This is a genomic window from Thiomonas sp. FB-6 (assembly GCF_000377645.1).
GTDB lineage: Bacteria > Pseudomonadota > Gammaproteobacteria > Burkholderiales > Burkholderiaceae_C > Thiomonas_A.
Genome location: NZ_KB898489.1, coordinates 44,911 through 56,826 on the forward strand (window position 1 = coordinate 44,911; position 11,916 = coordinate 56,826).

Below are 11,916 nucleotides of genomic sequence, written 5' to 3' on the forward strand. Positions count from 1 at the left end.
GATGGCATTGCCTGTAAGCGGCTATTCAGCGGAAGCAGCCAATTTTTGTCGAACAGCTCACGCCGACCACCTCAGCGGCGGCCGCGCCCTGGCGCGCCGGGTGGATGCGCCCTACTGCCTGCACGAGGCGGCACGCGAGTTCGTGCAGTTCGACTTCGAGGCCCTGCGCGACCAGCAAGTGATCGGAGTGGGCAACGTGAGCGTGCGCGTGCTGCACACTCCCGGCCACACGCCCGACAGCATGTGCCTGCTGGTCACCGACAAGCGGCGCGGCGACGCGCCATGGTTCGTGCTCACCGGCGACACGCTGTTCGTCGGCGCCGTCGGCCGCCCGGACCTGGCCGGGCGCGAGCGCGAGATGGCGGGCAGCCTGTACGACTCGCTGCACGAGCGGCTGCTGAACCTTCCCGCCGAGCTGGAGATCTACCCTGGCCATCAGGCGGGCAGCGCCTGCGGCGCCGGGCTGTCCGGCAAGCCGGCGTCGACCCTGGCCTTCGAGAAACGCTTCAACCCGCTGCTCGGGCTGGCGCGCGAAGCCTTCATCGAGCAGCTGTGCGCCGAGATCCCGCCGCGCCCGGCCGACATGCAGCGGATCGTCGCCGCCAACGTGGCGGCATGAGCGCTTCGCACGGCCGCTCCGAAGAAGCGCTCCCCCCCCCGGGGGGCGGCGCGAAGCGCCCGGGGGCACATCCATGAGCGCTTCGCACGGCCGCTCCGAAGAAGCGCCGCACGACGCGTACCCCCAAGGCATCCGCGTCAACCTGCCGCAGTTCGTATGGCAGGCGGTGCAGGTATTTTTCGTCGGGCTGCTCATCGGCATGGAGCGCACCGTGCTGCCGGTGGTCGCGGCGCGCGATTTCGGCGTGCCCAAGACCTCCTTCCTGTACCTGCTGTCCTTCGTCATCTCCTTCGGGCTGGTCAAGGGGGCGCTGAACTTCGTCGCCGGGCGCCTGTCCGAGCGCATCGGGCGCAAGGCCGTGCTGGTGCTGGGCTGGCTCGCCGCCCTGCCCATCCCGCTGCTGATCTTTTTCGCACAGTCGTGGTGGTGGATCGTCGCCGCCAACCTGTTCCTGGGCATCAACCAGGGCTTCGCGTGGAGCATGACCGTCACCAGCAAGGTGGACATCACGCGCGCCGAGCAGCGGGGGCTGGCCACCGGCATCAACGAATTCGCCGGCTACGCCGCGGTGGGCCTGGCGGGCCTGGCCACCGCGTGGCTGGCCCAGCTGCTTGGGCCGCGCGAGGCCTTGCTGGGCTTCGCCAGCGTGGTGATCGCCGTCGCGTTGCTGACCGCGGTGGCCTTCGTGCGCGAGACCCTGCCCTGGGCGCGAGCCGAGCGCCATCGCCATGCCAGCGGCATGCACACGGGCCTGCGACCGCGCTTCGCCGACGGCCTGGCCGAGCACCCCACTTCGCGCCAGGTGTTCGCCTACGTGTCCTTCGGGCACCCCACCTTCTCGGCGTTGTGCCAGGCCGGCGTCGCCAACAAGGTCGCCGACACCCTGCTGTGGGTGCTGTTCCCGCTGTACCTGCACGGCCACGGGCTGGGCCTGGTGCAGGTCGGCTGGGTCACCGGGGTGTATGGGCTGAGCTGGGGCGCCTCGCAGCTGTGGACCGGTCCGCTGTCGGACCGCATCGGGCGCAAGCGCCCGGTGGTGGCCGGGCTGTGGCTGCTCGCCGCCGGCGTGGCCTGCGCGGTGCTGGTGCGCGGCTTCGCCGCCTGGCTGGCCAGCGCCGTGGTCATGGGGGTGGGCATGGCCCTGCTCTACCCGAACCTGATCGCCTCGGTGGCCGACATCGCCCACCCGAGCTGGCGCAGCTCGGCGCTGGGCACCTACCGCTACTGGCGCGACACCGGCTACGCCATCGGCGCGCTGGTGCTCGGGCTGGTCGCCCAGGCGCGCGGCGCCGTCGAGCCGGCCTTCTGGGTCAGCGCGGCATGGCTGCTGGCCTCCGGCCTGTGGGTGCTGCTGCGTGCGCAGGAAACCCATCCGGGCCATCCTCCGGGGAGCTGAGCCCGCGCAGGTCCGCGCCGCGCGTGCCCATTGACCCCATTTTCCCCACCTGCCACGCGGGATTTCTCACGCCGCCCCTGCCGCCGATGCCTGACGCGCCAGCTGCTTGCGCCGCCAGTGCAGGTACAGCGCCGGGATCAGGTTGGTCGAGCGCAACGCGCTCCACAGCAGGCCGCCGAGGATCACCACCGCCAGGCCCTGCTCGGGCGCGGCGCCCTGGCCCAGGCCCAGCGCGGTCGGCAGCATGCCCAGCATCGCGGCGGCCGCGGTCAGCACGATGGGCCTGAAGCGCACCTGGATGGCCTCGCGCACGGCCTGCTCCAGCGGCATGCCGGCGTTCTCGTTGGCGCGCGCGCGGTCGAGCAGCACGATGGAGTGGCGCAGGCCGATGCCCACCAGGGTGAGAAAGCCGATCATGCCGGTGGCGTTGAGCCCCACGCCGCTGAGCACCAGCGCCACCGTGCCGCCGGTCAGCGCCAGCGGGATCTCCAGCAGCAGGATGCCGGGAATCAGCAGCCCTTCGAACTGCAGCAGCAGGATGCCCACCATGATGGCGAAGGCCGCCAGGGTCGCCAACAGCAGGCCGAGCGCGGCCTGCTCGAGCTCGGCGGCGAGTCCGCCGAAGGCGATGCGGTAGCCGGGCGCAAGCGCAAGGCCGCGCAGCGCCCGGCGCGCCTGGGCCTCGGTGCTGCCCAGCGGCCCCGTGGGCGTGGCCAGGATGTCCAGTGCGCGCGCACCCTCGATGTGGCGGATCTGGTTGGGCGTCGGCACGAGCTGCAGGCGCGCCAGCTCGCCCAGCGGGGTCCAGGCGCCCTCGCCGGTGCGAATCGGCAGCGACGCCAGTTGGCGAACCGAGCGCTGCGGGGCGTCGGCCAGGCGCAGGTACAGCGCCAGCGGCACGTTGCCGTCGGGCACGCGGCTGATCACCTTGCCGCCGATCAGCGCGTCGAGCTGCGCGTACAGAGAACCCGGCGTCAGCCCGTGCGCCGCCAGCGCCGCGGTGCTGGGCTCGATGCTCAGCTGCGTGACCGGGTAGGCGTCGTTGTCGAACACGTCGGCCAGGGCCGGAACCCGGCGCAGGCGTGCCGTGATCCGCTCGGCGATGGCGCGCAGCTCGGGCACCTGCTGGCCGAACACGTGGATCACGAAGGGCTGCGGCAGGCCCGACAGGCTCTCGCCCAGGCGCTCGATGGTGGGCGTGTCCACCGCCAGTTGCACCCCCGGCAGGGCGGACTCGCGCTGAATGCGCTGCCCGATGGCGTCCAGCGCGTTGACGCTCACCCCGGGCTTGAGCGCCACCTGGATCTCACCGGCGTAGGCCGGCTCGGTGTAGGTGGTCGACGCCGACGAGCCGATGCGCGCGTAGACATGCGCCACCGCGGGGTCGAGCAGCAGGCGTTGCGAGATGTGGCGCACCGCCGCGCGGGTGTCGAGCAGCGAGGCCCCGGGCGGCAGCGTGAAGGATTCCAGCAGTGCGCCTTCGTTGGGCAGCGGCAGGAAGTTGATCGGCACCAGCACCAGCCCGAGCAGGCTGAGCAGCAACACGGCGAAGGTCAGCGCCAGGCTGGTGCGGGGGGCGCGGGCGACCCAGTCGAACAGATGCCCGTTGGCGCGCTGCAGCCATTGCATCAGGCGCCGGCCGCCGCCGGCCCTGCCGCCCGCGCGCGCGCCGAGAAAGCCCAGCCCCAGGGGAATCAGGGTCAGCGACACGAGCAGCGACGCCAGCAGCGCCAGGATCATCGCCAGCGAGAAGGGGATGAAAAACAGCCCCACGATGCCCCCGACGAACAGCAGGGGCACGTAGATGGCCACGTTGGTCAGCGTGCCGGTGATGTCGGGCACGACGATGCCGCGCAGCCCGGCCCACACGCCCTGCCAGTGCGCGTCACCCGCCTCCCAGCGATGGTGGATGCTCTCGAGCACGATGATGGCGTCGTCGGCGAGCAGCCCGACCGCCACCGTCAACGCGCCGAAGGTCATCAGGTTCAGGCTCTGCCCGAAGGCGTGCAACGCGGCAATGGCGATGGCCAGCGACAGCGGAATGCTCAAGGCCAGCACGAACACCCCCCACCCTGCCCCCAGCACCCAGAACAGCAGGGCCACCGCCAGCAGGGCGCCGATCAGCAGGTTGCGCCCGAGATCGGTGCCGACGATGCCCACCAGATGCCCCTGGTCGTAGGTGCGCACCCAGCGCACCTCCGGCGGCAGTTCGTGCAGGCTTTGCTCCAGCGCGGCCTGCACGGCGCGCGTGACCACACGTGTCGAAGCTCCCGGCTGCTTGATCACGGTCACGGCCACGCTGGGCCGGCCGTCCAGGCTCACCGCGTTGTGCGTGGGCATGGCCGCGCGTTCGACCCGCGCCAGCGCGCGCAGCGGGATCGGGCCGCGCGGCGTGGCCACCGGAATCGCCTCGAGCTGCCCGATGTGCACCGGCAGCTTGCGCGCCTCGATGAGCACGTCGTTGTGCCCCAGCGTCAGGTAGCCGGCAGGCGCGAGCAGCACCTGCGCCTTCACAGCCTGCTCGATGGCGTCTACGCCGACGTCGTAACGGCGCATCGCGCCCAGATCGGGCTGGATCCACAGCGCCTCGTCGCCGGCGCCGTACACGTGCACGAACTGCACGCCGGGGATCGCGCGCAAGGCCGGCGCGATCCCGGACTGCACCAGGCGCTGCACCCGGGCCGGCGCGATACCGGTCGGGATCCGCGCCGTGTAGTCGGCCACCTCGTTGATGGCGTTGCCCATGATCTGGGCCAGCGGATGCGCCTGCGACGGCAGGCGCGCGCGGGCGCGGTCGATGGCGCTGCCCACGGCCAGCAGATCCGCCTGGGCGCTGCTGCCCTGGCCGAAGCGCACGTCGATCTCGACCGTGCCGTTGCCCATCACCGAGCGCACGCTGCGCAGGCCGGGCAGGCTCAGGATCTGCCCCTCCAGCGGCTGCACCACCAGGTGCTCGAGCTCGGTGGCGGTGGTGCCGGGAAGGTGCGCGGTGACGCTGATCTGCGGGAAGTCGAAGCTCGGCAGCACCTCCACGGGCGTGTGCACGAAGGCATCGATGGCCCAGACCAGCACCACGCCCAGCACCAGAAGCCACAGCACCTTGCGCCGCAACAGGCGCGGTACAGAAACGTCGGAGGCCATCGCGGGTCAATCCGGCGGCGTGTAATGGGCGGCGATGCCGCGGTGGTAGTCGAGGAAGGCGTCGGTCACCACCACGTGCTGCCCCGCGGACAGGCCGGAGGAGATCGCGGTCCACCAGCCATGCGCCGGCCCCGGCACCACCTGGCGCGGCTGCTCGCCCGTGGGCGTATGCACCAGCACCCACCAGTGTCCGCGGTCGAGGATCAAGGCCTGCGTGGGCACCAGCACCATGCGCCGCGCCGGGCCCTGGAGCAGCACGGATCCCCACTGACCGTTGATCCATCCGGGCGGCGGATTCGGGCCGGCGGGCACCAGGCCGATGCGCGTGCCGCCATCGCTGGCCAACGCGGGAGAGATCGCGGCGATCCTGACGGCCGCGGGCGTCCCCTGCCCGGAAGGCGTGAAACGTCCCGTCATGCCCACGTGCAGGCGCGCGGCACCCGCGCCGTAGACCTGCGCGCGAAGCCACAGCCCGCCGGCGGGCTGCAGCGTGGCGATGGCCTGTCCGGCGCCAAGCTGCTCCCCATTCGCGGCCTGCACTGCGAGCACGGTCGCGGCCACTGGCGCGCGCACGTTTCGCAGGCTGCGCGCCGCCTGCAGCGCGGCGGCCGCGGTGCGCGCCGCGGCCTGCGCCGACGTCAGTTCGGCCCGCACGGCATCGAGCGCCTGCCGGGTGGAAAGCTGGGCACCGACCTGGCGAACTTCGAGGGCCAGGGCCTTGCCGGCCGCCGATGCGCGCGCCTGGGCGGCTCGCAGTTGCTGCTCCCGGGCGACCAGCAGCGCGCGCATGCGGGGCCCCGCCATGCGCGCCAGGGTTTCGCCTGCCTGCACCTTGCTGCCCGGCACGATGCGCAGGCCGCTCAGCGTGCCGGCCTCGGCCGTGCGTACGCGCACGGTGGCGATCGGCTCCACCTGGCCGTAAGCGCGCAGGCTTTCCGGAACCGTCTGCGCATGCACCGTGACCCAGCCCGGGGCGGGCGTGCCGGCGCGCGCCGCGATACCCGGCAGCGCGAGCGCGGCGCACAGCGCCGCTGCCGCGCCGAGGCCCCGCGCCCGGCGCCTCGGGCTCAGGCCTTCCATGTCCACAGCAGGAAGGGGTGGAGAACGTCGTTGCCGTAGGCCACGCCCAGGGCGAGCACCGCGCACGACAGCAAGAGCAGCAGCGCCAGCGCGGCGGGCGCCCGCGAGGGCGCGCTCTCGCCGGCCCCGCGCTCCTGGGGCCGCGCCGCGAGCAGGCGCTCGACGCGCCGCGACAGCGAGTTCGCGTCGCCCAGCAGCGCGGCCTGGCCGCCGGGCAGCCATGCGCGACCAGGGGGTGGCGGAGCGCGGCGCGCGTGGCGAGCCGCGGCGACCACCGCCGCGGCCAGATCGGTACCCGAGGCTCCATGGCGCAGGGCCTCGTCATCGCGGGCCTGCTCCAGCAGTTCCAGCCAGGAGCGCAAGCGCCGATGCGCCCAGGGCCAGGGCCATTGCAGGTCGACGGCCAGTTGCGCCAGCCACAGGCGCAAGGGGTCCCGATGCCGTGCATGCGCGCGCTCGTGTTCCAGCGCGGCGTGGATGACTCCCTCGTCCAGCGTGCGGGCGAGATAGGGGTCGAACACCACGCGGGGGCGCAGGAAGCCGACGGTGCAGATGGGCAGTTCCAGCGGTTGGCGCACCAGCACCCACAGCGCGCGCAACGCGGCACGCAGTGCCAGGGCGGCGAAGGGCAGGCTGGCACCGATGATCATGCCGTGATCGAAGCGGGTCCTCACCGGATCGGGCTCGCGCAAGGCCCAGCCGCACAGCCATACGCCTACGAGCAGCACCGGGAGCACCGGCATCCACAGCCGGCGCCACGCGGCGCGTTCGGCCACGGAGGGCGATGCATCCAGCGGCGCGCGCCAGGGAAGCAGCGCCAGCGGTTGCAGCACGAGCCCGCCGAACAGCAGGATCAGCAGGGTCAGAAGGGTTTCACGCCCCATGGTCCCTCTCCTTCCTGGCCTGGATGGCGCTTTCGAGTGCATCGAGCAAGGCCGGGTCGATCTCGTCGATCGCATCGACCAGCGCGGCCACCGCCGGGCGCGGGCCCGGCCCCAGGAACCGGCTCATCAGCTGCCGCGCCCTGGCCCGCTCGACGACGTTGCGCTCGATCAGCGGCGTATAGACAAAGCCGCCGCCCTCGCGGTTGCGCTCGACCAGGCCCTTGTCGCGCAGGCGATCCACGACCTTGGCGGTGGTGGTGTAGACCAGGCCTTCGGGCTCGCCGGCGCGTTCGTGCAGTTCACGCACCGACGCACGACGCAGCTCCCAGAGGGTTCGCAGCACCGCGTACTCGAGGCTGTCGGCGGGAAGGCGGAAGTTCGGCACGGCCTCAGCTTACGACATCGGTCGTACCGGTTGCAACTCCGGCCGGCCGTGCGCGAGGGCAAGTACCTGGTCAGGCCTTCCTCGCCGCGCGCGGCCGCGGCCTGCGCCCTTTCTGCGTGACCATCGACCAGCAAGCCCAGGACTACCTGCCCCACGCCTTCGGGCGCCACCGCTTCGCCATCGTGCGCAACGCGGCCGAACGGCCCCAGCGCCTGACCCTGCTGTACGCTCAGCTGGCCCGACCTTCGATATGCTGAGCCCCCATGCGACTGACCACGATGACCGACTATGCGCTGCGTATGCTGATGTACGTGGCGCAGCGCCCGGAGCGCCTGTGCACCATCGCCGAGGTGGCCACGGCCCACGCGATCTCCGAGACCCACCTGATGAAGATCACCCAGGTGCTCGGCCAGCGCGGCTGGCTCGAGACGATGCGCGGCAAGGGCGGCGGCATCCGCCTGGCGCGCGCTCCCGCGGACATCAACGTGGGGGCGGTGGTGCGCGACGTCGAGCCCGACTTCTACCTGGTCGAGTGCATGGGGGTGGACGACCACTGCAAGCTCACCCGAGGCTGCCGCCTGACCGGTGTGATCAACGGCGCTTTGGGAAGCTTCCTGGGGCACCTGGACGGTTTCACCCTGGCCGACCTGCTGCCCCCCGCGCCGGGGCAGGAAGTGGCGGTGGCGCCGCCGGCGCGCAGGCGAGCCCCTCGGGCCTGAGGCGCGCACCGGGTCGGCATCTTGACATCGCCGTCGCGCGCTTTAAGATGCATTAACTGTCGATCTTATAGCCGGGCTTGCGGCCCGGCATCCACCCCTGCCATCGAGGCCATCCCATGAGCACCCCGCACCTGCACCTGCGTCCCGACGCCATCTATCCCTTCGACGCGCGGGGCATCGCCAAGCGCTTCCGCCACGCCGCCATCTTCGGCGCCCTCGACGCGCTGCATCCGGGCGAGACCATGCGTTTCGTCAACGACCACGATCCCTTGCCGCTGCTGCAGCAGATGCAGGCCCATTTCGGCGAGAGCGTCGAAGTGGCCTACCGCCAGCGCGATGCCGAGGGCGTGGTGATCGACTTCGTCAAGCGCTGAACCCGGCGCGAGCCGGCCTCACTGCATCACGAAGCCGGAGAAGTACACACCGCTGATCGGCGGCGTCGCCGGCTTGCCCGGGGTCGCCGGCTCGGCGCTGAGCAGGATCTGGTTCACCTTGGCAAGCACGCCCGCGCGCAGCTTGTCGCGCGTGGCGTCCTGGGTCACGGTCGCGGCCTGCTGGGCGGCGAGGATGTTCAGGATGGCGCTGCGGATCTCCGGCATCAGCGCCGTGACCTGCTCGTCCACCTTCGGGTCCTGGGCCTTGAGGTCGATGGTCACCTGCACGTAGTGCACCTGTCCGTCGGTGCTCTGCACATTGGTCACGAAGGGCTGCAGGCTGATGAAATGGGCTGGCTTGGGCGCCGCCGCGACGGGCTTGGCGGGGTTCTTGGCCGCTTTCTCGTGGATCAGGAACCACCACGCGGCCCCGCCGCCGGCGCCCAGCAGCAGCACCAGCACGACCACGATGATCACGATGAGTTTGCCCTTGCCGGACTTTTTCGCCGGCGCTTCGTCCTTGTCTTTCTCTTTTGCCTTGGTAGCCATGGTGTGCGGGGGAAATCGGGATCAGGAAACGGAATCGGTCAGGAAATCGAGGCAATGTCGCCCAGACGCGGCGGGCGCGTCAAGGCTGCGTTTGCGGGGGAAGCGCGAGTTCGACGCGGTCGCGCCCGGATGTCTTGGCCTGCAGCAGGGCCTTGTCCACGCGCGCGTAGGTGGCCTCCAGCGCCTCGCCGGGCTCCCAGCGCCCCACGCCGGCACTGAAATGCGCGCGGATGCCGGCCGGTTGCTGCGGGTGCGCGAAGCGCCGCGCATTGAAGCTGCTTTGCGCGCGCTGCACCGCGGCAGCGGCGCCCTGCTCGTCCTCGCCGGGCAGCAGCAGCAGGAATTCCTCGCCGCCGATGCGGGCGATCACGTCGGTCGGGCGCAGTTCGGCCCGCAGCACCTGCACCAGCTCGCGCAACACGGCGTCGCCCGTGTCGTGGCCGTACTTGTCGTTGATGCGCTTGAAGAAATCCAGATCCACCATGGACAGGCTCAGGGCCTCGCCGCTGCGCGAGGCGCGCGCGGCTTCGCGCCGGAAGGCCACCTCCAGTCCGCGGCGGTTGAGCGCGCCGGTCAGCGGATCCTGCTGGATCAGATCGCTGAGCTGCTCCAGTTCGGCCTCCAGCGTGCGCGCCCGGCTGCGGGCCTGCTGCAGCTGTTCCTGCGCCTCGGCGAAGGACACCCGCAGCTGGCGCGTGTCCTCCAGCATCTGCTGGCTTTGCGCGAGGATGCCCTGCACCACCGACTTGGCGCGCTGCGCCTCGCCCGATTCCTCGAGATCGTGCATGCCCGCGCGCAGGCGCTCGCCGTAGCGTTCGCTGCTTTCCACGTAGGTGCCCAGGCTGCGCACCACCATGTCGATGAGCTCGCGCGCCAGCGAGCGCGCGTCGTCGGTGGCCTTTTGCATCACGCCCTGGCGCAGCAGCAGGTCCTTCAGGCCGTGCACCGCCTGCTCCAGGCGGCGCGGGTCCAGGGGTTCGTGCAGCACCCCGTGCAAGGCCGCCACCTGCCCCTGGATCCAGTGCTGGGGAGCGAACAGTTCGGCCACGTTGTCCAGCAGCATGCGCACCGCTTCCAGCATGCGCGTGCGCGAGGCGGCGGCGTCTGCGTGCCAGTGCTCGCAGGCGTCCCAGAGTCTTTGCGCCTGCGCGGTCAGGCCCGTGGCGGCGTCCTGCAGCTCCGCGGCGTCCTCGAGCAGCGCACGCGCCTGCACCTGGATCGCCGGCTGCTCCACGTAGGCCTGCTCGGCCATGCGCACGGCATCCAGCCAAAGGCGCTTCCAGGCCCCCGCATGTCCGGCCGCGGGAGCCGGCGCCTCGCTGGGCGGCGGGGGCGCCGGGCGCTCGCGCAGCGCGGTCCAGCGCTCGGTGGTGGTGCGCAGCAGCTGCAGCGCCTGCAGCGCGTCGTCGGTCGCCTCCAGGCCCTGCAGGGCCTGCAGCTTCTGCACCCGCGACAAGCCGGCCTGCGAGCGCTCCCATTCGCGCACGAAACGGGCTACCGCGGCGCCGAGCCCGCTGGCCTGGTTGGGGTCGAAGGGGGTCTCCAGCTGCCCCCACAGCATGCGCACCACCTGCTCCCAGTCGCCCTGGGACACGGCGGCGCGCAACTGCGGCGCCCATTCCTGCAGCCCCAGCGAGGATCGCTCCAGGCGCTTCAGGAGTTCGCCGGCGCCCGGCGGCAGGCTGCCCGGCGGGGACACCGCCATGTAGGCGCGCCGGTATTGCTCGGGCGTGGGTTCGATGCCCTGCTCGGCCAGCCGGCGCAGCGCGGCACGGGCGATGGAGGCGGGAGAAGGTGCGGACGTCGGCGGCGGGGGCATCGGCAGGCCGAGATTGGGCGCGAGCGGGTCGGAGTTCAGGAAAAGCAAGAGGACATGCGCCTGCAGCGGCGCGCCACGCCATTATTTCAGGTTGGCGGCGCCGTGGGCGCTGGATTCGGCGAGTTCGTCGCGAGGCACCCCGCCGCGGCCGCCGGATCTTGCGCCCTGCCCCGCCCGGTGGTACGTACAATGCGCGATTTCGGCCGCCCACGGCCGCGCCCGCGTGCGCCACGCGAGGTGGGCTGCCGGCAGCGGCGCGGATGGACGGCGGGACGATGGCGTGACACAAGGGGACGCGGCGGGGCTTCAGATTCACGCTGCGGTGTCGTTAAGAAACGCGATGACAGCGTACACAACCACAAGGTGCGGGATTGAAATTCCTGGTTGTTGATGATTTCCCGACCATGCGGCGCATCGTGCGCGGCCTGCTCATGCAGACCGGGCACGTGACGGGCACGATCGACGAGGCCGAGGACGGGGTGCAGGCCCTCAAGCGCATCCAGGCCGGAGGCATCGAGTTCGTGGTGACCGACTGGAACATGCCCAACATGCAGGGCATCGACCTGCTGCGCGAGATCCGCGCCAGCGAGGACCCCGGCATCCGCGGCCTGCCGGTGCTGATGGTCACGGCCGAGGCGAAGAAGGAGAACATCCTGGCGGCCGCGCAGGCGGGGGTCAACGGCTACATCGTCAAGCCCTTCCCGGCCGACGCGCTCAAGGCCAAGATCGACGGCATCCTGCACCGGCTGCAGGGCGGGGGGCGGCCATGAGCAGCCCACCGGACGCGCAGGCCTCGGGCCAGGCGCTGCACAACCTGCGCGAGGCCGACGCGCTGCTCACCCAGGGCGTGCAGCGCATCCTGCACGCCTCCAGCGACCTGCCCGGGGCCAGCCACCCGCTGCAGGAGGTGCTGCACCTGAGCGAGCAGCAGGCCATGCTGACCCTGGAGG

The 11,916-nt window shown here is 71.7% G+C and carries 12 protein-coding genes and 1 pseudogene; 7 read left to right on the plus strand and 6 right to left on the minus strand.

The window, feature by feature from the left end:
• Position 1 precedes the first annotated feature (1 nt).
• Positions 2-619 carry an MBL fold metallo-hydrolase gene (locus D466_RS21840; RefSeq protein WP_051083761.1) on the plus strand — a complete coding sequence of 206 codons (618 nt, stop codon included), beginning with the start codon at positions 2-4 and terminating at the stop codon, positions 617-619.
• 73 nt (positions 620-692) lie between these two features.
• Complete coding sequence (locus D466_RS0113725) at positions 693-2,015, plus strand: MFS transporter (protein ID WP_018914285.1); 1,323 nt, start codon at positions 693-695, stop codon at positions 2,013-2,015.
• A gap of 66 nt (positions 2,016-2,081) precedes the next feature.
• Here D466_RS0113725 and D466_RS0113730 read toward each other — a convergent pair whose 3' ends face one another.
• From D466_RS0113730 to D466_RS0113745, 4 genes are read right to left on the minus strand one after another with little or no spacing between them, the layout of a single operon-like run.
• Positions 2,082-5,156, minus strand: coding sequence for an efflux RND transporter permease subunit (locus D466_RS0113730; protein ID WP_018914286.1), 3,075 nt, complete (start codon positions 5,154-5,156; stop codon positions 2,082-2,084).
• Positions 5,157-5,162: 6 nt separating this feature from the next.
• Positions 5,163-6,236, minus strand: coding sequence for an efflux RND transporter periplasmic adaptor subunit (locus tag D466_RS0113735; protein WP_018914287.1), 1,074 nt, complete (start codon positions 6,234-6,236; stop codon positions 5,163-5,165).
• On the minus strand, positions 6,224-7,120 hold the full coding sequence (locus tag D466_RS24485) for a hypothetical protein (protein WP_018914288.1): 897 nt from the start codon (positions 7,118-7,120) through the stop codon (positions 6,224-6,226). Before D466_RS24485 ends, D466_RS0113735 begins: the two co-directional genes overlap by 13 nt.
• Positions 7,110-7,505, minus strand: coding sequence for a BlaI/MecI/CopY family transcriptional regulator (locus D466_RS0113745; protein WP_018914289.1), 396 nt, complete (start codon positions 7,503-7,505; stop codon positions 7,110-7,112). Before D466_RS0113745 ends, D466_RS24485 begins: the two co-directional genes overlap by 11 nt.
• 116 nt (positions 7,506-7,621) lie before the next feature.
• Here D466_RS0113745 and D466_RS24050 point away from each other — a divergent pair, with 116 nt between their 5' ends.
• The 3 genes from D466_RS24050 (at position 7,622) to D466_RS0113760 (ending at position 8,598) form a co-directional block, all read left to right on the plus strand.
• Positions 7,622-7,762 carry a hypothetical protein gene (locus tag D466_RS24050; RefSeq protein ID WP_018914290.1) on the plus strand — a complete coding sequence of 47 codons (141 nt, stop codon included), beginning with the start codon at positions 7,622-7,624 and terminating at the stop codon, positions 7,760-7,762.
• A 6-nt stretch (positions 7,763-7,768) separates the two neighbouring features.
• The gene (locus D466_RS0113755; protein WP_018914291.1) at positions 7,769-8,224 is read left to right on the plus strand and encodes an Rrf2 family transcriptional regulator; all 456 of its coding nucleotides are present in this window, start codon (positions 7,769-7,771) and stop codon (positions 8,222-8,224) included.
• Between the two features lie 116 nt (positions 8,225-8,340).
• Positions 8,341-8,598, plus strand: a complete 258-nt coding sequence (locus D466_RS0113760) for a DUF2249 domain-containing protein (RefSeq protein ID WP_018914292.1) — start codon at positions 8,341-8,343, stop codon at positions 8,596-8,598.
• Positions 8,599-8,616: 18 nt separating this feature from the next.
• Here the strand turns inward: D466_RS0113760 and fliL are convergent, their stop codons facing one another.
• Together fliL and D466_RS0113770 are read right to left on the minus strand one after the other, a co-directional pair.
• Complete coding sequence (gene fliL, locus D466_RS0113765; protein ID WP_018914293.1) at positions 8,617-9,147, minus strand: flagellar basal body-associated protein FliL; 531 nt, start codon at positions 9,145-9,147, stop codon at positions 8,617-8,619.
• A 79-nt stretch (positions 9,148-9,226) separates the two neighbouring features.
• The gene (locus D466_RS0113770) at positions 9,227-10,966 is read right to left on the minus strand and encodes a diguanylate cyclase (RefSeq protein WP_196803484.1); all 1,740 of its coding nucleotides are present in this window, start codon (positions 10,964-10,966) and stop codon (positions 9,227-9,229) included.
• 371 nt (positions 10,967-11,337) lie between these two features.
• Here D466_RS0113770 and D466_RS0113775 point away from each other — a divergent pair, with 371 nt between their 5' ends.
• Together D466_RS0113775 and D466_RS0113780 are read left to right on the plus strand one after the other, a co-directional pair.
• Complete coding sequence (locus tag D466_RS0113775; RefSeq protein WP_026285216.1) at positions 11,338-11,736, plus strand: response regulator; 399 nt, start codon at positions 11,338-11,340, stop codon at positions 11,734-11,736.
• Positions 11,733-11,916, plus strand: a pseudogene (locus D466_RS0113780) (chemotaxis protein CheZ); the annotation flags it as partial. The gene D466_RS0113775 and the pseudogene D466_RS0113780, both read left to right, overlap by 4 nt.

Bases quoted from the DNA above. Each gene is read 5' to 3' on its own strand.
- D466_RS0113755 (WP_018914291.1), top strand. From the start codon at position 7,769: ATGCGACTGACCACGATGACCGACTATGCGCTGCGTATGCTGATGTAC.
- D466_RS0113735 (WP_018914287.1), bottom strand. From the start codon at position 6,236: ATGGAAGGCCTGAGCCCGAGGCGCCGGGCGCGGGGCCTCGGCGCGGCA.
- D466_RS24485 (WP_018914288.1), bottom strand. From the start codon at position 7,120: ATGGGGCGTGAAACCCTTCTGACCCTGCTGATCCTGCTGTTCGGCGGG.
- fliL (WP_018914293.1), bottom strand. From the start codon at position 9,147: ATGGCTACCAAGGCAAAAGAGAAAGACAAGGACGAAGCGCCGGCGAAA.
- D466_RS0113770 (WP_196803484.1), bottom strand. From the start codon at position 10,966: ATGCCCCCGCCGCCGACGTCCGCACCTTCTCCCGCCTCCATCGCCCGT.
- D466_RS0113730 (WP_018914286.1), bottom strand. From the start codon at position 5,156: ATGGCCTCCGACGTTTCTGTACCGCGCCTGTTGCGGCGCAAGGTGCTG.
- D466_RS0113725 (WP_018914285.1), top strand. From the start codon at position 693: ATGAGCGCTTCGCACGGCCGCTCCGAAGAAGCGCCGCACGACGCGTAC.
- D466_RS21840 (WP_051083761.1), top strand. From the start codon at position 2: ATGGCATTGCCTGTAAGCGGCTATTCAGCGGAAGCAGCCAATTTTTGT.
- D466_RS0113760 (WP_018914292.1), top strand. From the start codon at position 8,341: ATGAGCACCCCGCACCTGCACCTGCGTCCCGACGCCATCTATCCCTTC.